Genomic DNA, 24,691 nt, shown 5'->3' on the forward strand with positions numbered 1-24,691 from the left:
TTTCATGTCCTCGACGTAAGCAACGCCGACAACGGCCGGAACGGCTGCAACCAGGCGCCTTCGTCGGGGAGCGAATCTAGACCCACCCGCGGCAAGGCTCGGGGGAAAACTCCGGGTATGTCCTCGAGATCGACGAACTCCAGAATATCCGAGGTTAGCGCCCAACTCGCATGTTCGCGAAATCCCAGCACACTGACGGGTACCCCGTCACCGGCGATTATTTCCAGCGGTTCGCGGAAAGCCTGACCATCTGCCGAGGCCACGAGCACCCCAGCCAGGCCTTCGGCGGACCGCAGCTCGATATGAGCAAGCATGTCGGCGTCGACGTCGCTGTCTTCGTCGATCTTGGGTTTGGCGAATACCGCAAACCCAACATTGCGCAGCGCCTCGACCCACGGGCGCACCACTTCGGCACTCCCCGGCGCGATGTTGGTGAAGACGGTGGCCTCGGGTTCAACGAGGCAATCGGGATGATCTGCCGAGTAGGCGGCGGTGCGCTCCAGCAGCCAACGGCCGAGCGCGTCGAACCGCGGCCGGTTCTCCGCGGAGGGGCGGCCTCCGATGATGGCGCCCAGCCCCATGTCGAGGTTTGGTGCGTCCCACACCAGCAGTACCCGTAGCACCCGGCGGCGCGTCGAGTCGGCGGTGCGCACGGTGTCTTCCGTGTCTTCCGTGTCGTCCACGTCCAGGCTCACAATCGCTCCCAGACGAAGTCATTGATGGCGCTCCCGACGGTGTGCGCTTTCCCCTCGAATTTGGTCGTGGGGCGGCGCACCGAGACCGGAATGCGGGGATGGTGAAGGTCGAGGCGGCGCAAGGTTGGTTCCGAGTCTCCGACCTGGGCGATGTGCTCGGCGTAGTTCGCATGATCGGTGGCCACGTGCAGGGTGCCGCCTGGGCGGAGCCGGTCGGAAATCAGGGCGACGGTGCCTGCCTGCAGCAGCCGGCGCTTGTGGTGACGGGACTTGGGCCACGGGTCCGGGAAGAAAACCCGGGCCGCGGTCAGCGATCCCGACGGCAGCAGGTGCTCCAGCACGTCCAACGCATCGCCGCGGATCAGCCGAATGTTCTCGATGCCCTCGCGGTCGATCGCCGACAGCAGCTGGGCCAGGCCCTTGCGGTAGACCTCCACCGCCAGTACGTCGAAATCGGGTTCTTCGAGCGCCATTGCGGCGGTAGATGTCCCTGTGCCACAACCAATTTCGAGAATAAGGGGGGCGGTACGCCCGAACCATGAGGTGGGGTCCAGCGGCGGGCAGGAGCCGTCGGCTTCCCGGGCGACGCGACCGTACGTGGGCCACGACTTGTCCCAGGCCTTCTGCTGGCCTTCGGTGAGCGACGAACCGCGCGACCTGAAGCTGGAAACCCGACGTGGATGGCGGTTCTGATCCCCGGAATCGGCGCTGACAGCTCCCGGGAGCTCGTCGGTGGCTGATCCAGCTACCGCACAGCCCCGTTCGTGGCCGTCATAACGCATATCCCCATGGTCACCCATAGGTGGCAGATCCCATAATCCCAGCGCGTATTGATACTCAACAGTTGCCTACCAGGGTGGAACCGTCTACCAGATCAGGTGACAATGTGAGCATTTCCGTACGAACGATGAGATTGGGTCTGGAAAAGCGACAATGACGCGGGGGTTTGAGGTCTTCCGGGCGACACTCGACCGGTTCGCGACGCGTCCCGAGATTCGCCAGGTGCACGGTGGCCAGCGCATTCACGATGTCGTGGTGCGGTCCGGGGATCCGCTGCGGGTCACCGTCCGGGGCCGCGCCGGGGTGGGGGTCACCAGTGTCATCGGCGCGCTGGGACGCACCTTGCCGGCCGAGGACGGGCCGGGGCACGCGCTCATGGAGGTGCCGATCCCCGAAGACGACTCGGCAGACCCCCTTGTGGCCGACGTGGACATCGTGGTTTTCGCGGAGGCGCTCAAGCCCGAGGATCGTGTGGTCTTGGAGGCCTCCACCGCGCCCAAGGTGCTGATTCTCAACAAGGCGGATCTGACTGATCCGGGCGCCGCACGCGGGCCCTGGAGCGCAGCCGTATCGCGTTGCGCCCAGTATCGCGCCGAGACTCGGGTTCCAACCCTGCCGCTGTCCGCGCATGTCCCATTGGTCAGTCTCGATGACAGCATGGTCGAGGCGCTCAAGCTGATGGTCGAGAACCCGGCCGACACCAGCTCCGTCGACGCCTTCGTCACGTGCACACATGAAGTGCCGGTCGCGATGCGGCGGCGCATTCTGCATGAACTGGACCTGTACCCGATGGGATGCGCCATCGGGGCGCTGCGGCAGGTTCCCACCCTGGCGGCCCCGGGACTCAGCTCGCTGCTGCGCGATCTGTCCGGCATCGACGCGGTGGTCAACGCCATTCGCGCGGCCATCGCGCAGGGCTGGTACCGCCGGATGCGCGCGGTGCTCTCCGATCTCCGCAAGATCGGGGTGACGGGTGTGCTGCCGATGCAGATCGATTCCTTCGTGAACAGTGACGACGTGGTGGTGGCCGCGATGCAGTGCGCGGTGGACGCCGTCACGGCCGCGGGCATCGCGGTGGAGCTCAGTGACCACCCAGAAGATCACCGCTACCGTGCCGAGCGCTGGCAGCGGTTCGCCGCCGGACCGGTGAACGCCACCTATGCCGCGATGGGGACCGACATCGCGCGCGGGTCGCTGCGCCTGTGGCGCCGGGCCGGAGGACGGGCGTGAACACTTCGGCAGACAAACGTGTCGATGAGCTGGTGCTGGCGGTGGATCCGGCGCTCGGTCCGCTGGGTGTGGAGCTGAACGATGCCGTGATGGTGACCGGCAGTTGGTTGGCCGGCGCGAGCACCTTGGCTGCCGAGCTGAAGTCACGCATGTCGGGGGTGCGCATTGTCGAACCCGAGGACCTGCGGCACGGGCAGGCACCGGTGGCGGTGGTTTTCGTGTGCAGCGGGACTGCACCGTTGACCCCATCGGACTGCGGGCTGATCCAGTTGGCCGCCGCCAACACCGATGCGCTCATCGCGGTGGTCTCCAAAATCGACGTGCACCAGTCCTGGCGCGAGGTCATGGAACGAAACCGCGAGATCCTGGCCCAGCACGATTCCCGGTTCAGCGGGATCAGCTGGCTGGGTGTGTCGACGCGCGGTGCGGCGCCGGGACTCGATGAGCTGGCGCGAGCCGTGCGTAAGGTCCGCGAGGAGCCCGCCCTGGATGAGCGGAACCGGTTGCGCGCCTGGGTAACTCGTTTACAGGGAATGTTGAATGTGCCGCCGGAGGCCGGGGAGGGGGCGCGCGCGGACGAGTTGCGCAATCAACGGCAGGCGGCGGTGCGGCGCACACGCTCGGGCAAGTCCGAACGGACGCTGGCGCTGCGCAATCGCATCGCTCAGGCCCGGATGACGCTGCTGTACTTCTCGCGCAAACGGGTCGGCTCGGTGGGCGGTGAACTTCGTGAGGACATCGCCGAACTGAAGCGACGCGACGTCGCCGGTTTCGGCGACCGGGTACGAAGCCGCATGGCCGAGGTGGTCGCCGAAGTGGAGCAGGGCACCGAGGAACACCTTGCCGAGATTTCCGCCGAGGTGACCGAGCGCTGGGTTGCGCCGCGCCCCAGCTCGAATCGTCCGGTGCCACCGCAAGCGGGTGATCCTCCGGTGCGGTCACGCCGTCTGGAGACCCGGATGATGGCGCTGTTCGGGGTGTTCTTCGGTTTGGGTGCGGCATTGACGGTGTCGCGTCTGGTGGCGTACGCACGTCCGGGGCTGGCGCCCGTGGGTTTGGCGGCGGGTCTGCTGGCCGGTGCCGTGATCGCGGTGTGGTTGGTGGCGGTGCGGGGGCTCCTGCACGACCGGACCGTGCTGGACCGCTGGTTGGGCGACACCATGGGGGAGCTGCGCGCATACCTGGAGCAGTGGGTGGCCGCTCGCGTGCTCGAGGTGGAGACCAGACTCAACGCCGACCTGGTGGAAATAGACGAACGCGAGAACGACAAACTCGCCGCCCGGGTGGGGCAAATTGACTCCGAGCTGCGCGAGGCCGCTATGAACACCGCGCGGGCAACGGCCCTGCGCAACCGTGACCTGCCGTCGGTGCACAAGGCGCTAACCAAAGTCGCCGAACGGCTGGACGTTCTCGCCGGGAGCGACGAGAATAGGACCTCATGATCGAAGGTTTTGACCAGGGAATCCCTGGCGGCCTGGGTGAGGGTGTGCCCGAACCGGGACACGCCCTGAGCCCCGACATGTATCTCGATCACCACATGTATCTGCCAACCGACGGCGGGCTGGTGGACCTGGGCACGAATCTCATCGATACCGACCACGACGGCATCGGTGACACCGTCGTGGTGCATGAGCCCGACGGGGGACTTGAGATCGTCTCCAGTAGCCACGAGGACGGTATCGCCGACAAGGTGACCACGTTCGGTGCGGACGGCACGTACGAAACCTGGGTGCGGGGATCGGGTGCACACTGGGAGCTCATCGAACACGGCCGCGTCGGCGGTAAGTAATACGTGATCCTTCTTGGGATTCTGTGCTTCCTGGGCGCAGCGATTTCCCTCTACTTCGCGTTCAAGCCGAAAGAGGCCTTCTACCTCGACGAGGGCTGGAAGTTCAAGGACAAGGTCGAACCCTCGGATGCGTACGTCGGAATCAATGGGATCGGCCGGATTGTCGGAGCGATACTGCTGGTAGGTGTGGGCATCGGGGCCATCAGCATGCATGTGGACGAGAAAAGGACTGGCGACGAGACGGCGGCCACCGCCACCTCCAAGGAGAAGTGCGAAAACGAGGTGCTGCCGCGCTTCCAGCAGACCGTCCGATGGAACGGCACAGTGGTGGCGAACCCGGACGATGTCAGGGCGCTGGGCAGAGAGCTGAATGTCGACGTACAGATCAACCGGGGGAGGGATTGGTCAGTGCTGAGAAAGGCATCTATCGAGTACGACGACATCCGGGTCTCGGATCCCAAGAAACCGGGCAACTCCCAGGTGATCTTTTCGCTGTCCGGGCAGTATCTGCCCGAGTCGCGGAGTTGGGGTTTGGACCGCTGTTACTAGGGCTATGACGGACTGTCCATGACCCCGTTTCACGCTGAACGACACCAGCGCTAACCTCATATATCTAGGTGCCGACCAGTGCCCGTGTGGCCCTGTGTACCCCACAGAGGAGATGCTCTCGATGACAGCAGCGACCATACCCGGTCTTGACAACGCTCCGACGAAACATGCGGGATTGCTTGCGTGGGTTCGTGAGGTCGCTGAGCTGACACAACCCGATCGAGTCGTGTTTGCTGACGGTTCGGATGAGGAGTTCGCGCGAGTTTCTCAGCAGCTGGTGGACGCGGGCACCTTCCAGCGCCTGAACCCTGAGAGGCACCCCAACTCGTTCCTGGCCCTGTCGGACCCGTCGGATGTCGCGCGCGTGGAATCGCGGACCTACATCTGCTCGGAGCGCGAAGAGGACGCCGGCCCCACCAACAACTGGGTGGACCCCGCCGAGATGCGGGCGACCATGACCGAGCTGTACCGCGGCAGCATGCGCGGACGCACCATGTGGGTGGTGCCGTTCTGCATGGGCCCCCTCGGTGCCGACGACCCCAAGCTGGGCGTGGAGATCACCGACTCGGAGTACGTGGTCGCCTCCATGCGCGTGATGACCCGGATGGGTGCTGCCGCGCTGGAGAAGCTGGGTGGCGACGGATTCTTCGTCAAGGCGCTGCACTCGATCGGTGCGCCGCTGGAGCCCGGCCAGGACGACGTTCCGTGGCCGTGCAATGACACGAAGTACATCACGCACTTCCCCGAGAGTCGCGAAATCTGGTCCTACGGGTCGGGTTACGGCGGTAACGCGCTGCTGGGCAAGAAGTGCTACTCGCTGCGTATCGCCTCGGCGATGGCCCACGACGAGGGCTGGCTGGCCGAGCACATGCTGATCCTCAAGCTCATCTCGCCGGAGAACAAGGCGTACTACGTTGCCGCGGCGTTCCCGTCGGCCTGCGGTAAGACGAACCTCGCCATGATCCAGCCGACCATTCCCGGTTGGCGGGCAGAGACATTGGGCGATGACATCGCCTGGATGCGCTTCGGCAAGGACGGCCGTCTGTACGCCGTCAACCCGGAATTCGGATTCTTCGGTGTGGCACCGGGCACCAACTGGAGCTCGAACCCCAACGCCATGAAGACCATTGCGGCCGGCAACACCGTCTTCACCAATGTCGCGCGCACCGACGACAACGACGTGTGGTGGGAAGGCCTGGAGGGCGAGCCGGAGCACCTGATCGACTGGAAGGGTCAGGACTGGATCCTGCGGGAGACCGAGACCAAAGCGGCGCACCCGAATTCGCGCTACTGCACCCCGATGTCGCAGTGCCCCATCCTGGCTCCCGAATGGGATGATCCGCAGGGTGTGCCGATCTCGGCGATCCTGTTCGGTGGTCGGCGCAAGACGACGGTGCCGCTGGTGACCGAGGCCCGGGACTGGCAGCACGGCGTGTTCATCGGCGGCACACTGGGTTCGGAGCAGACTGCGGCCGCTGAAGGCAAGGTCGGCACCGTGCGGCGCGACCCGATGGCGATGCTGCCGTTCATGGGCTATCACGTGGGCGACTACCTGAACCACTGGATCAACGTCGGCAAGCAGGCGGACGAATCCAAGCTGCCGAAGGTGTTCTTCGTCAACTGGTTCCGTCGCGGTGATGACGGCCGGTTCCTGTGGCCGGGATTCGGCGAGAACAGCCGGGTGCTCAAGTGGATCGTCGACCGGATCGAGCACCGCGCCAACGGTGTGTCCACCCCGATCGGCACCGTCCCGGGTGTCGATGATCTGGATCTGACGGGTCTGGACGTCGAGGCAGCTGACGTGGCGGAGGCACTGGCGGTGAACAACGATGAGTGGCAGGCAGAGCTGCCGCTCATCGAAGAGTGGTTCGAGTTCATCGGCGACAAGCTGCCGACCGGCGTCAAGGACGAGTTCGAAGCCCTGAAGCAGCGCCTCAACTCCTAAGACAAGACTTCTCATCCAAGTGGCCATGGCGGTTTTCCGCCATGGCCACTTGGATGTTCGCACCGATGCTTCTGCCTCGAGTAAGCCGCACCATGTGGATAGCGCTAAGCGCCCGGCTCCGAGCGGAGCCCTCGGTGTGACGAGAGGCAGTCAAAGGTGTTGCGAACACGATCAATCCGCCGAGCAGTCGTTCTCGGAGCAGTTGGTGCGGCCATGGTGCTGTTGCCTCCCGCCGCCGCGAACGCCTCCCCGGTCGCACCGTCGCCAGGCCCGGGTGACCACATTGGGCAGCTGCTGGGTGGGGGTAATGCGCCGTCCGAGGCGCAACAGCCCCGGGACGATTCCGGAGGCTGGGTGGAACACCGCGGAGCCACTGGTGCGCAATGCATGGACCGGGGTGTCGTGTGCGATACCGGAATCTGGTACCCCGACAATCTGCAACGGCAGGGCAGCCAAGACGAAGGCGGGCGGTCCGAATGGGTTCAGATGCCCGACCAGACCGGCGCCGAATGCGAGAACCCGGGCGTGATCTGTGGCAGCACCGCGTCCTAGTGACGTGTTGTGTAATAGCTTTCGGATGGCTCCCGCTTCGTGGCGCTGGGCCGCGCCGGGCTGACAATGAGCGCGATCGCGGCGGCCGCTAGGCAGCTGGCGGCCGACACCCAGAATGCCGCCGAGTAGCCGGCGGCAGCCGCTTGATCGCTCGATGCGTGGCGGGCAAGAAAGAACGTGGCCGTCGATGCCACGACACTGCTGAGCAGCGCGGCACCCATGGAACCGCCCACGTGATGCATGACATTGACTGTGGCGGAGGCAATTCCAGATTCGTCGGGATGGATGCCGGTGGCAGCACCATGGGTGGACGCTCCGAAGATGAGCCCCTTGCCGAGTCCGCCGATGATGAGCCCGGGCAGTATCGCTGTGTAATAGTCTGCGTGCGAGTCGATGTGGCTCAGAATCAGCAGACCGAACGCGGCCGTGACGCCACCGACAATGAGTACGATGCGGCCGTTGAGACGCGGCAATATGAAGGTATTGCCGAGGGTCGAGGCAACGACAACCATCGCGGAGAAGGGCAGGAAGGCCACCCCTGCCCACAATGGCGCCAGGTGTAGACACCGTTGCAGGTAGTAGAGCAGGGATAACACCACGCCGAAAAGCCCTGCGCTGGCGAAGAACATGGCAAGAAACGCCGCACCGCGAGTGCGGTCATAGATGACCCGCAAGGGCAGTAGCGGATTCTTGCTGCGGTGCTGATGCCCGATGAACACGCCGATCAGTGTCAGCCCGGCGCAGAAGGACACGAGGGTGGTGCCTGCGGTCCATCCTCGAATCTCGACACGGGAGAAGCCGAACACGATGGCGAAAAGCCCCAGCGTGACCGTCAGCGAGCCGAACAGATCGAGTTGGCGACGGTGCCCTGCCGGGTACTTCCTGACGAAGGCCAGGGTGCCGATCAGGGCGAGTATCGTCATGAGCACGCTGACGTACATGACCCATCGCCAGGTAAGCAGCTGAGTGAGGACCCCGCCCACCAATAACCCGGCGGTGCTGGCGGCTCCGATCACGGCGCCGAAGATGCCGAATGCGTGCCGTTCTTCCTCGGATTCGCGGAAGCTATTGACCACCAAAGACATCGCCGCGGGAGCGAGCAGGGCGCCGAATACTCCCTGAGCGACGCGCGATGTGACCAGCTCGCCAAAATTGGTGGCGGAGCCACCGATGAACGATGCGGTGGCGAAGCCGACCAACCCGATGACCAGCGCGCGACGCAACCCCACCATATCGGCGACCCGACCGCCCAATAGCAGTAGTCCACCCAGGGCCAGTACATACGCCGTGATCAACCACTGCCGATCGCTGTTGCCGAACCGCAGATCGGCCTGGGTGGCGGGAAGCGCTGCGGCAATGATGCTGCTGTTGATTACCAGCAGCATTTCGATGAGGCAGGCAACGGCGAGTGCCAGCCAACGGTCCCGCCCGTTACGAGGTGGTGATGGCATGGTGCGCGGGTCAGGATGCACGTCGTATCGCCTATCTGTCCTGCGCACGGGATCGCGCGATGATGTCTTGGGGTGCCGGGCAATTCGCCGGCGCAGCCAGAGCTCTACGGTGAGTTGTTCTCGTACAAGGGTCGCGGAGCGCGGCGGCCTTGTCGTCGGGGTTGGTGCCCATCGCCGTTGGCGGTAAACCCCCACCGGCGGGACCGTTAAGGGCGGCCGGATAGCTGTCGGTGCCGCGTGATCTGAGCATGGAGGCTGGCCTCCATTCGTCGATGGAGGAATTCCGCAGGAAGGAATTGAAGGTAACCGCAGTTTTTTATTATGTTGTTGGACAATGTAATTGGATTAGTTCTCCGTTAACCACGGACGGGGTTGCCGTTAACCGTCGCCTGGGTATCGTCCGCATCGGTTCGGCGAGGAACCGATGGAATGTGACCGGAGGGCGACGTGATGATGGGTAGAGAATTTGTACCGGTCGCGGGACGCGAGATCGCAGCGGCAGGCGCCGGCGCGGTTGGCGACGTGGGCGAATGGTGGAGCCAGGCTCGCTGCCGCGGTCTGCCGACGGAGATGTTCTTTGTCCCGGACGGTGATCGAGGGCGTTCGCGACTGGTCCGCGAGAAGCGGGCGAAGCGGGTCTGTCAGTCCTGCCCGGTGCTGCGGCAATGTGGCGCCTACGCCGTGAGTGCGGGTGAGCGCCACGGGGTATGGGGTGCCTTGACGCCGATGGAGCGTGCCGAGCGCCGTGTTCTGCTCGGTATTGAGGAAGCGCTGGCCGCGGGCGCGTGACGAGAACCGGAGCTGTGCAGTTCTATTCGGACTGAAGCAGCGGAATGGTCACCGTCATTGACGTGCCACGGCCCGCGGCGCTGTGGATATCCAGACGACCTCCGAGGGCCGCGACCCGGTCGGTTAGTCCGATGAGCCCGGTGCCCTTGCGAGGTTTGGCCCCACCGACGCCGTCGTCGCTGATGGTTATCTGAATCTGCTCGGCGGTCTCGTGAGCGTGGATGAGAATCTCGCTGGCTTGGGAGTGTTTGGCGGTGTTGGCGAGAGCTTCGGCGACCACGTAGTAGGCGGCGATCTCGATGGATTCGAGGTACTTCTGGCCGAGTTCGAGCTCGGTTCGAACGGGGATGAGCGAGCGCCGGGCCAGTGTGCGCAAGGCGGGGGCCAGGCCCTTCGACAAGATGGCGGGGTGCAAACCCCGTGAGAACTCTTGGAGCTCGCGGGTGACCGCGGTGAGGTCGGCGTCGAGGTCGTTGAGTTCCCGCGTGAGTTCGGCATCCTCCGGTGGTACAGCGGATCTGACCATGCCGAGTTTCAGTCGTAGGTACGCCAGCCGCTGCTGGGCTCCGTCATGGAGGTCGCGTTCGAGCCTGCGGCGTGCGGTGTCGGCAGCGGATACGATGCGGGCGCGGGAGGCGGCGAGCTCTTGTCGGGTGGCGGCGTTGGCGACAGCGGTCGCCACCAGATCGGCGAAGTCGCGCACCCCGGCGCGGATATCCGTGTCGGACACCGTCGATGCGTCGGTACCGACGACGAGCGTTCCCCACAGTTTGGCGTCGACGAGTATGGGGGCGGAGACGGCAGGGGTCAAGCGTAGTTCCCGCGCGACGTTATTGGCATCGAGCAGGGGAAAACGCTTGCCCGGTAGTGGTGTTCGGGGTCCTGTTCTGCCGTGGCCGGCCACCACGATTCCTTCGTCGCCCGGCATCAGTTGAACCAGCACCGCGGTCGGTGAACTGAAACAGAGTGCGGCTTCCTGGACTACCTTCGCGTAGAGCTCGGTGGGCGCGACGTTGCTCGCGACCAACGTGGCGGTATGCCTCAGGGCGGCCTGCTGTTGCGCGATGGCGGCGGCCTCGCGCCTGCGGCGGTCGGCCTCGATGGTGCCGGCGCGCGCGAGCGCAGAGAGAGCGCTCGCCGTCAGCGTCACCGCCAGGAAGCTCAGATGCGTGACGATGTTGTGGCTCTCCGTGGACAGCGGGTGGGCCATGGGCCAGTTGCGAATGCAGTCGAAGACGGCGGCACTGGCTATGGACATCGCCAATGCCAGCCGGAGCCGCCAGATCACCGAGATGACGAGGATGCCCATCAGGTAGATCGCGGCGAGGTGTTCGGCGGGTGCGATCGTGCGCAGGAAGATCGTGAGTATCGACTCGGCGACCAGTAACACCACGCATGTCGCAATACCGGCGTAGGCGGAGGGGGGTGTGGATCCGAATAGCTGTGTGCGCCATCCGGAAATGTAGGGCCACCAGCCGGTATGAGAAGCCTCGTCCGGCTGCCATCTACTCGGCATCAGTTGACCCGCCCGCGGCAACGATGCCTGTGGTGCTTGCTGCATATGTATCTACGTCTACTCACTGCCTGCGAACCGCCGTGCGGCCCGTTCACAAATCCATAGTATCGGCGGTGAGGACGATTCCGGGCCCGCGTGGCGGCGGTAACCTGGCGAGATGTCCGCGATACGGGTTCTGGTGGCCGATGACGACACGTTGCTGCGCGAGGGCGTAGCGAGCGTGCTGGAAAAGGCCGGCTTCGAGGTGGTGGGTCGCGCGGGTGATGCGGCGGCGCTCTTGGAGTTGGTTCGAGCCGAGCATCCCGATCTCGTCGTCGTCGATATCCGGATGCCACCGACCCACACCACCGAGGGACTGGAGGCGGCTCAAAAGATCAGGGGTGAATACCCCGGCATTGGTGTGCTGGTGTTGTCGGCACACGTCGAGGTCGAATACGCGGCCGAGTTGATTACCTCGGGTGACGGGGTGGGCTATCTGTTGAAGAGCAGGGTGGGGGACGTCGCCGAGTTCGCGGATGCCTGCACGCGCATCGCCGGTGGTGGTTCGATCGTCGATCCAGAGCTGGTGCGTGAGTTGTTGTCCGCGCGGCGCAAAGATGATCCACTATCGGCCCTGTCTCACCGTGAGCTCGAGGTGCTCGAGTTGATGGCCCAGGGGTTGTCGAATTCCGGTATCGCGGGAAAGTTGTGGATCACCGAGAGCACCGTGGAGAAGCATGTCCACAGCGTCATGCGCAGATTGGATCTGGGGCACGCCGACCAATATCACCGCCGGGTACTCGCGGTGCTGGCGTTCCTCACCCATCGATGATTTTAGTGTGAATCGCGTTACAGTGCAGTACTATTCGCTGCTGCTGTGTCCATGTGTGCCCAGGTATCCGCCGACTCCGAAGGGATAGTACGGGGGGTATATCGATGGCGGCGGACCGTCATATATGGGTGTGGCACTGGTTATTTGGACATTCCCGGGTGACGAGCAGACGGTGTTGGCGTTGGGCACGGTGATGCAGCTCTGTCCGCCGCCGTTGGCGAATGCCGGCGATGCGGTGGCGAGTGCGCACGCCACCCCGCTGATCAGTAGTCCGGAAACGATGTAGCGCCTTTGCATGTTCGCCCTTTCTCTCCTTGCCTCGGTCGGCACAGCATCCATCACCTTCAAGGTTGATCTTTGGCTCTTGGAGTTGTCATCCATGCTGGCCGCCATTGCGATCGGGGGCGATCCCCATGGCGCGACCGAACATTCCTGGTCGACGCTCCAGGTAGGCGACGCATAGGGTGATGCAATGCGCTTTGCATTCAAGACATCCCCGCAGAACACCACTTGGGAAGACATGCTGGCCATCTGGAAGGTGGCCGACGATATCGAGGTCTTCGAATCCGGCTGGACCTTCGACCACTTCTATCCGATCTTTTCGGATTCCACCGGGCCCTGCCTCGAGGGCTGGGTAACCCTGACAGCGCTCGCACAGGCCACCCGGCGGCTACGTGTCGGGGTGCTCGTGACCGGCATCCACTACCGGCATCCGGCGGTGCTGGCCAATATGGCTTCGGCACTGGACATCGTGTCCGGCGGCAGACTGGAACTGGGCATCGGCGCCGGCTGGAACGAGGAGGAGTCCGGCGCCTACGGCATCGAGCTGGGCAGTATCAAGGAGCGCTTCGATCGATTCGAAGAGGCCTGTGAGGTGCTCACCGGACTGTTGAGTCAGGAGACGACGAGCTTCGACGGAAAGTTTTACCAGCTCAAGGACGCCCGAAATGAGCCCAAGGGCCCGCAGAAGCCACACCCGCCGATCTGTATCGGCGGCAGTGGCGAGAAGCGAACGCTGCGGATCACCGCCAAGTACGCCCAGCATTGGAACTTCGTCGGCGGACCGCCCGAGGAATTCGCCCGCAAGCGCGATGTGCTGGCCGCGCATTGCGCGGACATCGGGCGCGATCCCCAGGAGATCACGCTCTCTGCCCATATTCGCCTTGGTGAGGATCGCGACTACGCAAAGGTTGTCGACGAGGCCGCAGCCTTGGGTGCCGAGGGCCTTGATCTGGCCATCATCTATCTGCCGCCGCCGTACGACCCAGCCGTGCTGGAGCCGTTGGCCGAGGCACTGCGCGGTTGACGCCGAGAGGGCATCTTCCCAGGATCGGTAGATGCCCTCTCGGCCAGCGCTTTAGCCCGTCTTGGATTCCAGCGCCGCCAGCGCGGCGGCAACCGCGATGTACTTGTTGGTTCCCAGCTCGCGGATGGTCGAGATGTTTAGTGCTTCCTTCAGGGCCGCGTCGTGTTTTTCGGTCAGGCCGGCCAGGGCCGACGGCGGCGCGTCCAGAACGTCCTTGAGATCCTTGTTCTCGTAGGCCTTGTCGAGGGCCTTTTCGAGATTCACGGATACGGCCATGATTCCTCCTCTGGTTTGCCCCGCCCGTGGCGCACGCTAGTGGCTGAAGCTGTGAACCAAAGCCCTTTGGCTAGCGGCGATCCAAATTGCAGGTGAACGTGGGGGTTGGCACCCGAATGGCCAGTTCATTCAAATATGCGCATAATGCAATTAATGAACGAGGACATTCTTCGGGGGTTAACCAGCATCCCGGCCGAGCCACCGTCCGCCTGGTCGCTATGGGGGTGGAACCCGCCGACCATTCCGGTGCTGCCGGTCGTGGCCGTCCTGCTCGCCGGTTGGTACGTGTTGAGTGTCATCCGGCTGCGCCGGATGGGCCGCACCTGGCCGTGGTGGTCGACGGCGTGCTTCCTGTCCGGATGTCTGATCCTGGGCGCGGTCATGGGGCTGTCGATCGAGCGCTACGGGTTTCGTTTGTTCAGCGCATTCATGTTCCAGCAGCTGACCCTGTCGATCCTGGTGCCACCGCTGCTGGTGCTGGGTTCACCGGGGCGGTTGCTCCTGCGGTCGACCCCACACCGGGGCCCGGGCCGTTGGGTATTGGCTGCCGCGCTGGCCGGCCTGCGCAGCCGTGCCGGCGCGTTCCTGCTGCACCCGGCCGTCACGATCCCGTTGTTCCTGTTCAGCTACTACGGTCTGTACCTATCGCAGCTGTTCGACAGCATTGCCGTGACATGGTTGGGGCACACCGCATTAGAAGTGTTCTTCCTGCTCTCGGGCCTGCTGTTCGTGATCCCGATTTTGTCCACCGACCCGTTACCGATCCGACAGACCAACCTTGGCCGGATGTTCGACATCTTCGTGGAGATGCCGCTACACGTGTTTATCGGCGTCATCCTCATGATGGCGCCCAGGCCGCTGATCGGCATCTTCGCCAACCCGCCCGCCGCCTGGGCCGTCGACCCGGTGAAGGACCAGGCGGTGGCGGGCGCGCTGGCCTGGTCCTACGGTGAGCCGATCGCGCTCGCGACCACCTTGATCTTCGCCATGCGATGGCGGCGCGAGGAACAGGTCGAAACCGAGGAGCGGGAGGCCGACGATGCCCGGCAGGAAGACGAATTAGCCTCGTACAACCGGTTTTTACGGCAACTGCAGGGAGAGGGGCCGGATCAGGGCGTGTAGCCGCGCGCCGACCCGTCGGGTGTGGCGTACTTGACGATCAGCGAGCAGTCCTTGCCGCCTAGGCCCTCGTCGATGAGCTGCTGGAACTGCTCGGTGACCATGGTCGCGGCGGGCAGCTTGACGCCGGTGGCTTCTCCCGCGGCCAGCGCCAGGCGGGCGTCCTTGTGCGCCAGATCGACGGTGAAGGTGGCATCGAAATTGCGATTGGCGGCGGCGGATTCGATGATGTCCGGCACCGGGTACCACGTCTGCTGCGCCCAGGACCGCGCCGAGGAAACCGAGCAGATCTCCCAGAACACCTTGGGGTCCAGTCCGAGTCGTTCGGCCAGCTGGGAGCCTTCGGAATTGGCCATCATGTCGATGAACAGCATCATGTTGTTGCAGATCTTCGCGGCGACACCGGCCCCGCCATCGCCCGCATGGATCACGCGTCCAGCCATCGGCTTGATGTAATCGGTTGCCGTTCCAGCGCTTTCCAGGTCACCACCGAGCATGAAGCACAGCGTGCCGGCCTGCGCGCCGCTGATACCGCCGGACACCGGCGCGTCGACGAAGCGGAAACCCCGGCGTGCCGACTCGGCGTGACAGTAGCGAGAGGTTTCGATGTCAACGGTGGAACTGTCCACCAGAAGCGTTGATGGCGAAGCGTTTTCCCAGATCCCATAGGGCCCCTCGAACACCGAGCGGACATGCTCACCCTTGGGCAACATGGTGAAGACGACCTCGGCGCCGGCCAGCACCTCGGCGATTTCCTCCACCGCGGTCACACCGTTGGCTTCCGCCGTGGTCAGCGCGTCACCCGAGAGATCGAAACCGCGCACCGTGTGCCCGGCCGCCACCAGATTGGCGGCCATCGGGCCGCCCATGTTTCCCAAACCGATCCAGCCGTAGGTCGCCATCAGACCAACCTAGCGTTAGGCGCGCGCTCTGTCGGCAGCATCCAGCTCGTGCAGCGAGCTGCCTTTGGTTTCCGGCAGCGTCCACACGGCGATCAGCGTGATGGGTGCGACCGCCGCGAGATAGATCGCCACCGGTACCCAGCTGTGGTACCTGCTCAGCAGCGCGGTACCGATGACCGGAGCCAGCGATCCGGCGAAAATCGAGGTCACCTGGTAGCCGACCGACACTCCGGAATAGCGCATTCGGGTGGGGAACATCTCGGCCATGATGGCCGGCTGCCCGGCGAACATCAGCGAGTGCACCAGCAGTCCGATGACAATCGCGGACAGGATCACCCACTCGTCGCGGGTGTTGAACATCGGGAACGCGATGAAGCCCCAGCCCGCGGACAGCGCGGCCCCGAGCGCGTACGGCGCACGCCGTCCCACGATGTCGGTGCATCGGCCGACAATCGGCAGTGCGATCGCCTGAACCGCGTGAGCGATCAAGAGCAGCAGCAGGATTCGCTTGGTATCCATATGCAACTGGGTCTTGAGATAGGTGATGGAGAAGGTGACCACCATGTAGTAGAGGATGTTCTCGGCTACCCGCAGGCCCATGGCGGTGAACACTCCGCGCGGATACCGGCGGAACACCTCGACGACGCCGTATGAGGTCGATGAGCCGCTTGCGCGAAGAGAATTCGGTAGCGCGCGGTTGTCCTCGATCTCCTTGCGGGCCTCGGTGAAGATCGGCGCATCGGATATCCGGGTGCGGATGTAGTACCCGATCGCGACGATGACGGCCGACAACCAGAAGCCGACCCGCCAGCCCCACGCCAGGAAGGCGGAATCGGAGAGGGTCGAGGACAAGGTGAGCAGCACCATGGTGGCGAGCAGGTTGCCCAGTGGCACCGCCGCCTGCGGCCAGCTCGCCCAGAATCCGCGTTGCGCGTCGGGCGAATGCTCGGCCACCAACAGCACAGCGCCGCCCCATTCACCGCCCACCGCGAATCCCTGGAGGAACCGCAGGATCACCAGCAGAATCGGGGCGGCGTAGCCGACCTGCGCAAACGTCGGCAGACAGCCCATGAGGAAGGTGGCGATGCCGACCAGCACGATCGCGATCTGCAACAGGTGCTTGCGCCCGTAGCGATCGCCGAAGTGCCCGAACACGATTCCACCGATGGGGCGGGCGATGAACCCGACCGCGTAGGTGAGGAATGCCTTGATGATGTTGTCGAGGTCATTTCCGCCGGCCTGCACCGCCGGGAAGAAGACCTTGTTGAAGACGAGGGTGGCGGCGGTGGCGTAGAGAAAGAACTCGTACCACTCGACGACGGTGCCCGCCATGGATGCCGCGACCACTTTGCGCAGACCCGTTGGAGTGGCGGCCTCGGCGGTGATGGACACAGCCGAACCCTAACGTCGAGTGCGAGCCTCACGCGGTTTTCAGGCAAGAATTCCGGATGAGGCTCGCACTCGATGATCAGATGGATTCGAGGCTGTAGCCCATGGGGAGCAGCACACTCTTGAGCTCGCAGTACTCTTCGATGCCCTCTGGCCCGTTCTCGCGGCCGATACCCGATTGCTTGTAGCCGCCGAACGGGCAGCTGGGATCGAACGCGTACCAGTTGATGCCGTAGGTGCCGGTGCGAATCTGCGCGGCCACCTCCAGGCCCTTCGGCACATCGGTGGTCCAGACGCTGCCGGCCAGTCCGTAGTTGGAGTCGTTGGCGATCTTGATGGCCTCGTCTACCGAGTCGTAGGCGATGATCGACAGCACCGGGCCGAAGATCTCCTCCTGCGCGATGGTCATCGAGTTATCGACATCAGCGAAAATCGTTGGCTGCACGAAGTATCCGCCGTCCAGACCCTCGGGACGCTTGCCGCCGTAGGCAAGGCGTGCGCCCTCCTCGATGCCCTTGGCGATGTAGCCCTCGACGCGGGCGCGCTGCTTTTCGGTGATCAGCGGGCCGACCTGGGTGGCCGGATCGTCGGGCAGCCCGACGCCCATCAGCGAGACCATGCCGACGATGCCGTCCACCACCTCGTCGTACCGCGACCGCGGCGCCAGTACCCGGGTCTGGTTGACGCAGCCCTGCCCGGCGTTCATCAGCCCCGAGAACACCAGCATGGGCAGCGCCGCAGCCAAATCCGCGTCCTCCAGCACGATGGCGGCGGACTTGCCGCCCAGCTCCAGGGTGACCTTTTTGAGGTTCTTCGCCGCTATCCCGGCGATCTCCTTACCGACCGCGGTGCTGCCGGTGAAGCTGAACACGTCGACACCGGGGTTATTGGTCAGCGCCCGGCCGGTCTCGGCGCCACCGGGCACCACCGACAGCACGCCCTCGGGCACTCCCGCCTCGGCGAACACCTCGGCCAGGATGAAGCTCGACAGGGGAGTCTCGGCGGCGGGCTTGAGCACCACGGTGCAGCCCGCGAGGAACGCCGGGCCGATCTTGTTGAGCGCCAGGAACAGCGGCACGTTCCAGGCCGCGATGGCGGCCACCACACCGGCAGGCTCCCGGGTCACCACGGTCTGGCCGTAGGCGCCGTTACGCAGTTCCTTCCACTTCACCGCGTCCGCCGCGTTGGCGTAGTACTGGATGGCGCCGAAGCCGCCCATCCACTGCAGCGTTTCGATCACCATGGGGGGAGCGCCGGTCTCGTCGGCGATGGCCTTGCAGATCTCGTCCTTGCGGGCTTCTAGGCCGGCGACAGCCTTCTGCAGCACCGCCTGCCGCTCATGGGGGGTGAGCTTGGGCCACGGACCGTCGTCGAAGGCACGACGGGCCGCGCTCACCGCGGCCTCGACGTCAGCGGGGGAGGCCAGCGGACACTGACCCACCTTCTGGCCGGTCGCGGGGGAGATGACCTCGATCACCTGGTCGGTGGCCGGTTCGGTCCAGACGCCGCCGATGAAGAGCTTGTCAAAGTTGTTCCCATTCGTCATGAATCGCTGTCTCTTTCCTGATGTGTATCAACGAACCCGGTGAAGCCGGAGGGTTTGTGGGGGCCGATGGGGCCGAACTCGAACAGTCCACTGCCGTGGGTTTCGACACCGTTCTCGATCGCCGTGAAGGATGCGAGATTGTCTACAGGGCACAGCAGCTTGAGCGTCGCGTCCAGCTCGGCGGTCTTGTACCGCTTGCCCTGTACGACGAGATCGCCCTGCCACATGCCGTGGCGCCAGTCGGGGTCCAGGCCGTATCCGGTGCCGAAGCCGAAGTAGTGCGGCAGCACGATATCGGCCTTGATGGTGATGTCGCCCAGCGTGATTACCGCGGAGCTGGCCTCGCGCGTACCCGGAACCAGGGTGATGTCGTGCGTGATGGGGCCGAGCTCGTCGATCCCCTTGGACGGATCACGCCACACCCGGCGCGCGCCACTGACCACCTTGTTGCCGTGCTCGTCCTCTTGGTTGATGAAAACTATCGAATACTCGGGGAACGAGATCACGTTGTAGAGCCAGAAGAAGCCGCCGGCCAGGGTGGCCCGCCGTCCGGCGGGTTCGCCCTCGCCCACGGGACGGATGCCCCAGGAGCGATCCCGGTTACCCGACCAGTTGATGCCGTCCAGTTCGTGAGTGGTGCCGTCAACAGTCAATTGACCTGTCCAGGTGCCGGTTTGAGCGAACCGTGCGGTATCGAACATGACGCGGCCCATCTGGCGCTGATAGTGGCCCGGTTCCAGGGATGCCGGTATCTCACCGGTGTAGGTCAGATCAAAGCTGATGTCGTAGGCGGCATCCTTCCAACCGGGTTCCAGGATCACCCGTATCTTCTTGAGGCCTTCGACGACCTCGACGCGGTACGGCCCTACGGTCAGATCGGCGCGGTCGTCGCCCAGCGCGCGCGAGGCGCGGAACACCAGGATGTCGTCGCCGTTGCGGACAGATGCGAATGCATCGGTGACACCCAGATTCGGATAGACGCCTAATCCGGTGATCAGATATGGCAGGTCGGCGCGGCCGCCATGGCAGCCAAAGTAATAGCGGTCATAGAAGTTTCGGTCCGAGGTGCCGACGTGACGGACCACATCGGCGATCTGATGGATCGGGTAGTCGTCGAAAGGCGACAGGCTCATGCCGGTACCCCCGCCCAGTAGGTTCCGTTCAGCATCTTCTCCAGTGTGAGCCGGTGCAGAATCAGATCATCGGGGTCGTTCGGCATCTGTGCCTGTCCGAAGGCCATGGCGCGCATCTGGATCCGCACCATGATGACGGCGTGCTGCAGTGCCGCGTACGCGGTGTAGAAATCCAGGTCTGCGGCGTGGTGACCGGTGAGGGCGGCGTACTCCGCGGCGATGTCCGCGCGCTTGCAGAAATCCGGTAGGCCGGGCAGCGTCGCTACTTCGGCTAAGTCCTGGAAAAACCTGTGCAGGAAGATGATCCAGCCCAAGTCTAGTTCACGCGGTCCGATGCTCGCCATTTCCCAGTCCAGCAGTGCGACGGGTTCGAAGTTGCGATAGATGACATTGCCGGGACGTGAATCACCCCAGCTGACAACATCGTTGGCTCGTAGGGACTCCTCGGGCCAATTCTCGCGCAACCACTCGAAACCGCGATCGATCAGCGGGATCGTGGGCCCGTCACCGCGCACCCACTCGTAGAACTCGTGGGTGCGGCGCACGTGGGCGTCCAGGCCGGTCTCGCCTTCACGCGCGTCGTCGAGGAATGCGAAGTTCTCCGTCGGTGCGGCATGAATGCGGGCGAGTTGATCCACGGTGAGTCGCTGCATCTTGTGGCGGTCGGCCTCGGCGGCCTCGGTCACCCAGGAGCCGAAGGTGTAGGGCATGCGGTCGGGCGGCACGTCGCCATCCACCCGATCCATCACAAAGAACTCACCGCCGAGCACCGTGGTGTCGTCGCAGTACCAGCGGACCGGCGGAACCACGGCCGAGGAGTGCTGTCCGAGGGCGTCCATGACATCGAACTGGCGGCGCATGTCATAGGTCGGGAACACCGGACTCGAATCGGGCTGAGGTGCGGTCCTGATGACCAGGCGGTGGGCGGCACGCTGGCCGTTCTCGGTCCACTGCGCATCGGCCAGGATCGTCTCGCTGGACATGCCGTTGGCACTCGGCAGCTCGGCATGGTCCACGCTGAAGGCGGCGTCGGCCGGCAGCTGGGCGGATATCCAGTCGGCGAGCGCGCCACGCAAAGTTTCGGGGTCCCGTTGGGATTCCGCGGGACGTGCAACGTCCTCGTGCGTCGCTATCTGCTCAGTCAAGGTGTCGTGACTTCCGTTTCATGTCCGCCTCGTTGCGTGACGTACGCAACACTACCGGGCAGTCAGTAGAAGTGGAACCTGTTGCAATTCTGTATTCAGTGGGGGCGCAGGACAAGCACCAAATTGCTCACCAGAACCTCCCGGACAGCGGGAACTCTGGTGATCCGCCATGCCCATTTCGGGTGGTAGCGGGGAAATGCGGCAACCAGCGTGCCGGTTCCGTGGGCCCAGGCAAGCCCGTCGCGCACCGATACCGGGAAAAGTGACGACCCGTAGTTGTTCTTGGGTGGATGGCCATGCTTGCGGGTGTACCAGCGGGCCGCGCGGGCACCCCCGAAGTAGTGCGTCAGGCCCATTTCGTGGCCGCCGAACGGGCCCAGCCAGACGGTGTAGGACAAGATCGCGAGCCCGCCCGGGCGGGTGACCCGCAGCATCTCCTCGCCGAGGCGCCACGGTTCCGGCACATGCTCGGCGACATTCGACGACAGGCAGATGTCCACGGCGTCGTCGGCGAACGGCAGGGCCATTCCGGATGCGCGCAGATATGCCGCGCGGGGATCGTGGATGCCGGAGGTTCCCGCGGGGGCCGAATGCATTTCCCGGGGGTCGGGTTCGACGCCGATATATCGGGCCCCCGCACTGGCGAAGGCTGACGCGAAATAACCTGGGCCGCCGCCGACATCCAGCACCGTGTGGTCCTGCAATCCAGCGCCCGTTGCCTGTCGCCACAAGTCTGTGACCAGGTGAACAGTGTCGTGCGCGACCGTCCCATAGAACCGCTCTGGCGCACTCTGCTCATATCGAAAAGATGCCAATAGGCTGGCTGAACGCCGAAGCGTAGCTCGTTGGGCAAACAGATCTGTAATGTTCGGCACGGGCTCTCGTCCTGCTTGATTTCCTCTAATGATGACGGAAATTTCTGGAGGCCCACCCTAACGGCCTAGGGTGCTTAGCGGTGCTTAGCGAACTGTCAGATCAGCCGGACCTCCCGCGGGAGGTCCTTATGCTGTGCTGGCGCGATACCGGCCATCCGCAGGGCGGTGGCAGCGAGGCATACCTGCAGCGTATCGGCGCCGAGCTGGCCGCATCCGGGGTCAAGGTGACCTTGCGATGCGCCGCCTACCCAGGCGTTCCCCGCCGTGAGGTGGTGGACGGAGTGCAGATCTCACGTGCCGGTGGGCGCTTCACGGTGTATCCGCGTGCGCTGCTGTCGCTGTTGGCGGGGCGTCTGGGCCTGGGTGCGCTGCGTGATGTGCGTCCCGACGTTGTCATCGACACCCAGAACGGCATCCCCTTCTTCGCCGGCACCGTTGCCCCCGCACCCGTGGTGGTGCTGGTGCACCACTGCCATCGGGAACAGTGGCCGGTAGCGGGACCGCTGATCGGCCGGCTCGGCTGGTGGCTGGAATCGCGGTTGTCTCCGCGGATACACCGGCGTAACCAGTACCTGACTGTCTCGCAGCCGTCTGCCTCGGATCTGGTTGCCCTCGGTGTGGATCCTGGACGGATCGCGGTGGTGCGCAATGGTGTCGACCAGATTGACGCCTATATCTCCGGCGATGCGATGGACGTGCGAAGCGAGACGCCGCGCGCGGTGGTCCTGTCACGTCTGGTGCCGCACAAGCAGATAGAGCACGCACTGACCACTCTGGCACTCCTGCGTGACCATGTGGCCGACGTGCATCTTGACATCATCGGAGATGGTTGGTGGATGGACCCGCTGGTGGACCATGCTGCCCGGCTTGGGATTTCCGATGCGGTGACCTTCCATGGATACCTTGACGAGGAAACCAAGCACCGCGTGCTGCAGCGCGCGTGGGTGCACTTGATGCCGTCTCGCAAGGAGGGCTGGGGCCTGGCCGTCACCGAGGCCGCGCAACATGGTGTGCCGACCGTTGGCTACCGGTCGTCCGGTGGACTCATGGATTCGGTCACCGATGGCATCACCGGCCTGCTGGCCCGCGATCAGGATGAATTCGTCCGCCATGCCGCGACTCTGTTGGCGGACAACAAGCTTCGCTATCGCATGGGTGAAGCGGGACGGGCTCGTTGCGCCGATCTTTCGTGGCAGCGCAGCGCTGCCGGGGTGACGACCGTACTCAAGGCGGCGGTAGCCGGGGTCCCGGTTTCGGGGATCATCGGTGCCGAACCGGTCGTGGCTCCGCAGGTCGAGATTCCCGCCTGATCGCTCAGCCGGCGTTGAGGTATCGGGAGGCGAGCGTGGCCCCGATCCGGGTGCTGTGTTCGATCAGCTCGTCGGCGCCCACGTCGAGAAGCCCAGAGCGCCAGGCGTTGACCAGTTCACTGAACCCGCCGATGCCTACCAGGGTGTCCATTCGGAACCCGGTTCGGTCGACGTTCGGTACCAGGTAGGGTTCGGCCGCGGCGATCAGGACCGCGGTGGCCTGATGTAAGAGATCTGTCCGCCGCTGCTCGAGCACCGCGCTGCCGACATGCCGGACAAATATGATGTCTGCCCAGCCGGGATCTGCGGAAACACGTTGAACCACAAGGGCAATGGTCTTGCGGAGAGTGTCCAGCGGAGGGCGGTTCGGGTCCTCTCCGACAATGGCGGAGATCTGGGCGATCAGTTCCTCGCGCACGCCGTCCCAGACCGCGGCCAGCAGATCCTCGCGGTCGCCGAAGTCTTCATAGAAGTACCGGTCGTTCAGTGAGGTCCGTGCGCAGACGCCCCGCATGGTGACCGCGGCCCACCCCTGCTCGATCCAGATCTCCTGTGCGGCCGTGACGAGCCGCTCGCGGCGTTCGGCGCGACGCTCAGCCGCGGTACGCCCGCCCCATAGACCCGGTGATGCCGCCATCGCCCCATGTTGACAGTCCCGTGCACGGTAGGTCAAAGTGGTGGCATGTGCAGTCAGTTATGGCGGGTGCCACCAAAGTGTGCTGTGGTGGCGTGGTGGTGAGCCTTTTGGGGTTCGGACGTGGCGAACGCCGCACTCGCAAGGCCGATGCGGTGGTGACCGGCGCGGCCAGCGGTATCGGCCGGGCATTCGCCCTGGAACTGGCTCGTCGCGGGGGACGGGTGGTGTGTGCCGATGTGGACTTGCCCGGTGCGAAGGAGACGGCCGCGCTGATCGGGGATCGCGCGATCGAGGCGGCCTGCGACGTGTCGGTGTTCGACGAGGTGGAAGCGCTCGCCGATATCGCCGAGGAGTGGTTCGGAAAACCGGCCGACCTGGTGATCAATAACGCGGGCATCGGTGCGGGCGGTCAGGTTGTCGGCGCCGCCCCGCTCGCGGATTGGCAGAAGACACTCGGGGTGAACCTGTGGGGCGTTATCCACGGGTCCCATGTGTTCGCACCCCGCCTGCGGGCACTGGGCCGTGGCGGCATCATCAACGTGGCCTCGGCGGCGAGCTTCGCGGCCGCGCCGCGCATGGGTGCCTACAACGTCAGCAAGGCGGGGGTGTTGGCGCTCTCCGAGACCCTTGCCGCCGAACTCAGCGGCACCGGAGTGGCCGTCACGGTGCTATGCCCCACCTTCGTCAAGACCAACATCGTCGACAGCGGAATCATCGAGGAGTCGGCCGCCAGGCTGGCGGTCACCGCCATGAAATGGACCGGTGTTTCCGCGGATTCGGTGGCACGCGGCTGCCTCGACGCGCACGACCGTGGCCAGCTCTATGTGCTCCCGCAATTCGATGCGCGATTCATCTGGCAGGCCAAGCGCCTTGCCCCCGATACCTACACCAAGGCGCTGGGCATCGCGGAACGATTCTCCCGCCAGCGCGGAAACTGACCAGGAAG

Annotated in this window: 25 protein-coding genes and 1 pseudogene; 13 read left to right on the top strand and 13 right to left on the bottom strand. The window is 64.6% G+C overall.

The window, feature by feature from the left end; all coding sequences use genetic code 11:
• Positions 1 to 2: 2 nt before the first annotated feature.
• On the bottom strand, positions 3 to 581 hold the full coding sequence (locus tag B4393_RS08645; protein WP_165758458.1) for an NYN domain-containing protein: 579 nt from the start codon (positions 579 to 581) through the stop codon (positions 3 to 5).
• A gap of 110 nt (positions 582 to 691) precedes the next feature.
• Entirely contained in the window at positions 692 to 1,495 is an 804-nt protein-coding gene (trmB, locus tag B4393_RS08650) for a tRNA (guanosine(46)-N7)-methyltransferase TrmB (protein ID WP_078333765.1), read from the bottom strand.
• A gap of 133 nt (positions 1,496 to 1,628) precedes the next feature.
• On the opposite strand from trmB, the gene B4393_RS08655 reads away from it, so the two are divergent.
• From B4393_RS08655 to B4393_RS08680, 6 genes are all read left to right on the top strand, one after another.
• Positions 1,629 to 2,705 (top strand): ERA-like protein 1, encoded by a 1,077-nt coding sequence (locus B4393_RS08655; RefSeq protein ID WP_078333766.1) that lies wholly within the window; start codon positions 1,629 to 1,631, stop codon positions 2,703 to 2,705.
• A complete protein-coding gene (locus B4393_RS08660; RefSeq protein WP_078333982.1) occupies positions 2,702 to 4,147 on the top strand; it encodes a hypothetical protein in 1,446 nt (481 codons plus the stop codon). Before B4393_RS08655 ends, B4393_RS08660 begins: the two co-directional genes overlap by 4 nt.
• Complete coding sequence (locus B4393_RS08665) at positions 4,144 to 4,494, top strand: DUF6802 family protein (protein WP_078333767.1); 351 nt, start codon at positions 4,144 to 4,146, stop codon at positions 4,492 to 4,494. The genes B4393_RS08660 and B4393_RS08665 overlap by 4 nt, the downstream gene beginning before the upstream one ends.
• 3 nt (positions 4,495 to 4,497) lie before the next feature.
• Positions 4,498 to 5,043: a DUF6199 family natural product biosynthesis protein gene (locus tag B4393_RS27785; protein WP_078333768.1), complete on the top strand. Its 546-nt coding sequence runs from the start codon at positions 4,498 to 4,500 to the stop codon at positions 5,041 to 5,043.
• A 121-nt stretch (positions 5,044 to 5,164) separates the two neighbouring features.
• Positions 5,165 to 6,988, top strand: coding sequence for a phosphoenolpyruvate carboxykinase (GTP) (locus B4393_RS08675; protein ID WP_078333983.1), 1,824 nt, complete (start codon positions 5,165 to 5,167; stop codon positions 6,986 to 6,988).
• A 213-nt stretch (positions 6,989 to 7,201) separates the two neighbouring features.
• Positions 7,202 to 7,540, top strand: a complete 339-nt coding sequence (locus tag B4393_RS08680; RefSeq protein WP_413816136.1) for a hypothetical protein — start codon at positions 7,202 to 7,204, stop codon at positions 7,538 to 7,540.
• Here the strand turns inward: B4393_RS08680 and B4393_RS08685 are convergent.
• Positions 7,537 to 8,925 carry an MFS transporter gene (locus B4393_RS08685; RefSeq protein WP_413816141.1) on the bottom strand — a complete coding sequence of 463 codons (1,389 nt, stop codon included), beginning with the start codon at positions 8,923 to 8,925 and terminating at the stop codon, positions 7,537 to 7,539. The two genes, B4393_RS08680 and B4393_RS08685, sit on opposite strands and share 4 nt — an antisense overlap.
• Positions 8,926 to 9,386: 461 nt before the next feature.
• On the opposite strand from B4393_RS08685, the pseudogene B4393_RS08690 reads away from it, so the two are divergent.
• Positions 9,387 to 9,780, top strand: a pseudogene (locus B4393_RS08690) (WhiB family transcriptional regulator).
• A 22-nt stretch (positions 9,781 to 9,802) separates the two neighbouring features.
• Here the strand turns inward: B4393_RS08690 and B4393_RS08695 are convergent.
• Entirely contained in the window at positions 9,803 to 11,296 is a 1,494-nt protein-coding gene (locus tag B4393_RS08695) for an ATP-binding protein (RefSeq protein ID WP_236743134.1), read from the bottom strand.
• Between the two features lie 157 nt (positions 11,297 to 11,453).
• Here B4393_RS08695 and B4393_RS08700 point away from each other — a divergent pair, with 157 nt between their 5' ends.
• Positions 11,454 to 12,107 carry a response regulator transcription factor gene (locus tag B4393_RS08700; protein ID WP_078333772.1) on the top strand — a complete coding sequence of 218 codons (654 nt, stop codon included), beginning with the start codon at positions 11,454 to 11,456 and terminating at the stop codon, positions 12,105 to 12,107.
• A gap of 30 nt (positions 12,108 to 12,137) precedes the next feature.
• Here B4393_RS08700 and B4393_RS08705 read toward each other — a convergent pair whose 3' ends face one another.
• Positions 12,138 to 12,446 carry a hypothetical protein gene (locus B4393_RS08705; protein WP_236743146.1) on the bottom strand — a complete coding sequence of 103 codons (309 nt, stop codon included), beginning with the start codon at positions 12,444 to 12,446 and terminating at the stop codon, positions 12,138 to 12,140.
• Between B4393_RS08705 and B4393_RS28055 the strand changes: the two genes are divergently transcribed.
• Positions 12,403 to 12,570 carry a hypothetical protein gene (locus tag B4393_RS28055; protein WP_236743150.1) on the top strand — a complete coding sequence of 56 codons (168 nt, stop codon included), beginning with the start codon at positions 12,403 to 12,405 and terminating at the stop codon, positions 12,568 to 12,570. The genes B4393_RS08705 and B4393_RS28055 overlap by 44 nt on opposite strands.
• A 9-nt stretch (positions 12,571 to 12,579) precedes the next feature.
• Positions 12,580 to 13,413: an LLM class F420-dependent oxidoreductase gene (locus B4393_RS08710; RefSeq protein WP_070938022.1), complete on the top strand. Its 834-nt coding sequence runs from the start codon at positions 12,580 to 12,582 to the stop codon at positions 13,411 to 13,413.
• Positions 13,414 to 13,464: 51 nt separating this feature from the next.
• On the opposite strand, the gene B4393_RS08715 is transcribed toward B4393_RS08710, so the two are convergent.
• Positions 13,465 to 13,689, bottom strand: coding sequence for a hypothetical protein (locus B4393_RS08715; protein WP_043076265.1), 225 nt, complete (start codon positions 13,687 to 13,689; stop codon positions 13,465 to 13,467).
• 153 nt (positions 13,690 to 13,842) lie between these two features.
• Here B4393_RS08715 and B4393_RS08720 point away from each other — a divergent pair, with 153 nt between their 5' ends.
• The gene (locus tag B4393_RS08720) at positions 13,843 to 14,811 is read left to right on the top strand and encodes a cytochrome c oxidase assembly protein (RefSeq protein ID WP_078333774.1); all 969 of its coding nucleotides are present in this window, start codon (positions 13,843 to 13,845) and stop codon (positions 14,809 to 14,811) included.
• Here the strand turns inward: B4393_RS08720 and mmsB are convergent.
• The 6 genes from mmsB to B4393_RS08750 all read right to left on the bottom strand — a co-directional run bounded on the left by mmsB (position 14,799) and on the right by B4393_RS08750 (position 21,798).
• Positions 14,799 to 15,710: a 3-hydroxyisobutyrate dehydrogenase gene (mmsB, locus tag B4393_RS08725; protein WP_078333775.1), complete on the bottom strand. Its 912-nt coding sequence runs from the start codon at positions 15,708 to 15,710 to the stop codon at positions 14,799 to 14,801. The genes B4393_RS08720 and mmsB overlap by 13 nt on opposite strands.
• 15 nt (positions 15,711 to 15,725) lie before the next feature.
• Entirely contained in the window at positions 15,726 to 17,102 is a 1,377-nt protein-coding gene (locus B4393_RS08730; RefSeq protein WP_078333776.1) for an MFS transporter, read from the bottom strand.
• Between the two features lie 76 nt (positions 17,103 to 17,178).
• Positions 17,179 to 18,645 carry an aldehyde dehydrogenase gene (locus tag B4393_RS08735; protein ID WP_078333777.1) on the bottom strand — a complete coding sequence of 489 codons (1,467 nt, stop codon included), beginning with the start codon at positions 18,643 to 18,645 and terminating at the stop codon, positions 17,179 to 17,181.
• Positions 18,642 to 19,778 (bottom strand): hypothetical protein, encoded by a 1,137-nt coding sequence (locus B4393_RS08740; protein WP_078333778.1) that lies wholly within the window; start codon positions 19,776 to 19,778, stop codon positions 18,642 to 18,644. The genes B4393_RS08735 and B4393_RS08740 overlap by 4 nt, the downstream gene beginning before the upstream one ends.
• Positions 19,775 to 20,923 (bottom strand): phosphotransferase family protein, encoded by a 1,149-nt coding sequence (locus tag B4393_RS08745; protein ID WP_078333779.1) that lies wholly within the window; start codon positions 20,921 to 20,923, stop codon positions 19,775 to 19,777. Before B4393_RS08745 ends, B4393_RS08740 begins: the two co-directional genes overlap by 4 nt.
• Positions 20,924 to 21,018: 95 nt before the next feature.
• Entirely contained in the window at positions 21,019 to 21,798 is a 780-nt protein-coding gene (locus B4393_RS08750; RefSeq protein WP_078333780.1) for a class I SAM-dependent methyltransferase, read from the bottom strand.
• A gap of 128 nt (positions 21,799 to 21,926) precedes the next feature.
• On the opposite strand from B4393_RS08750, the gene B4393_RS08755 reads away from it, so the two are divergent.
• A complete protein-coding gene (locus B4393_RS08755) occupies positions 21,927 to 23,108 on the top strand; it encodes a glycosyltransferase family 4 protein (protein ID WP_078333781.1) in 1,182 nt (393 codons plus the stop codon).
• Positions 23,109 to 23,112: 4 nt separating this feature from the next.
• Here B4393_RS08755 and B4393_RS08760 read toward each other — a convergent pair whose 3' ends face one another.
• A complete protein-coding gene (locus B4393_RS08760; protein ID WP_078333782.1) occupies positions 23,113 to 23,745 on the bottom strand; it encodes a TetR/AcrR family transcriptional regulator in 633 nt (210 codons plus the stop codon).
• Between the two features lie 98 nt (positions 23,746 to 23,843).
• Here B4393_RS08760 and B4393_RS08765 point away from each other — a divergent pair, with 98 nt between their 5' ends.
• Positions 23,844 to 24,683, top strand: coding sequence for an SDR family NAD(P)-dependent oxidoreductase (locus tag B4393_RS08765; RefSeq protein ID WP_078333985.1), 840 nt, complete (start codon positions 23,844 to 23,846; stop codon positions 24,681 to 24,683).
• The last annotated feature ends 8 nt before the right edge of the window (positions 24,684 to 24,691 follow it).

The organism is Mycobacteroides franklinii, from assembly GCF_002013895.1.
Lineage (GTDB): Bacteria > Actinomycetota > Actinomycetes > Mycobacteriales > Mycobacteriaceae > Mycobacterium > Mycobacterium franklinii.

Coding starts and splice junctions, on each gene's coding strand:
- B4393_RS08700 (WP_078333772.1), top strand. CDS start 11,454: ATGTCCGCGATACGGGTTCTGGTGGCCGATGACGACACGTTGCTGCGC.
- B4393_RS08695 (WP_236743134.1), bottom strand. CDS start 11,296: ATGCCGAGTAGATGGCAGCCGGACGAGGCTTCTCATACCGGCTGGTGG.
- B4393_RS28055 (WP_236743150.1), top strand. CDS start 12,403: ATGTTCGCCCTTTCTCTCCTTGCCTCGGTCGGCACAGCATCCATCACC.
- B4393_RS08720 (WP_078333774.1), top strand. CDS start 13,843: ATGAACGAGGACATTCTTCGGGGGTTAACCAGCATCCCGGCCGAGCCA.
- B4393_RS08665 (WP_078333767.1), top strand. CDS start 4,144: ATGATCGAAGGTTTTGACCAGGGAATCCCTGGCGGCCTGGGTGAGGGT.
- B4393_RS08645 (WP_165758458.1), bottom strand. CDS start 581: ATGGGGCTGGGCGCCATCATCGGAGGCCGCCCCTCCGCGGAGAACCGG.
- mmsB (WP_078333775.1), bottom strand. CDS start 15,710: ATGGCGACCTACGGCTGGATCGGTTTGGGAAACATGGGCGGCCCGATG.
- B4393_RS08755 (WP_078333781.1), top strand. CDS start 21,927: ATGCTGTGCTGGCGCGATACCGGCCATCCGCAGGGCGGTGGCAGCGAG.
- B4393_RS08740 (WP_078333778.1), bottom strand. CDS start 19,778: ATGAGCCTGTCGCCTTTCGACGACTACCCGATCCATCAGATCGCCGAT.
- B4393_RS08705 (WP_236743146.1), bottom strand. CDS start 12,446: ATGGATGCTGTGCCGACCGAGGCAAGGAGAGAAAGGGCGAACATGCAA.
- B4393_RS08685 (WP_413816141.1), bottom strand. CDS start 8,925: ATGCTGCTGGTAATCAACAGCAGCATCATTGCCGCAGCGCTTCCCGCC.
- B4393_RS08715 (WP_043076265.1), bottom strand. CDS start 13,689: ATGGCCGTATCCGTGAATCTCGAAAAGGCCCTCGACAAGGCCTACGAG.
- trmB (WP_078333765.1), bottom strand. CDS start 1,495: ATGGGTGACCATGGGGATATGCGTTATGACGGCCACGAACGGGGCTGT.
- B4393_RS08735 (WP_078333777.1), bottom strand. CDS start 18,645: ATGACGAATGGGAACAACTTTGACAAGCTCTTCATCGGCGGCGTCTGG.
- B4393_RS08675 (WP_078333983.1), top strand. CDS start 5,165: ATGACAGCAGCGACCATACCCGGTCTTGACAACGCTCCGACGAAACAT.
- B4393_RS08655 (WP_078333766.1), top strand. CDS start 1,629: ATGACGCGGGGGTTTGAGGTCTTCCGGGCGACACTCGACCGGTTCGCG.
- B4393_RS08680 (WP_413816136.1), top strand. CDS start 7,202: ATGGTGCTGTTGCCTCCCGCCGCCGCGAACGCCTCCCCGGTCGCACCG.
- B4393_RS08710 (WP_070938022.1), top strand. CDS start 12,580: ATGCGCTTTGCATTCAAGACATCCCCGCAGAACACCACTTGGGAAGAC.
- B4393_RS08760 (WP_078333782.1), bottom strand. CDS start 23,745: ATGGCGGCATCACCGGGTCTATGGGGCGGGCGTACCGCGGCTGAGCGT.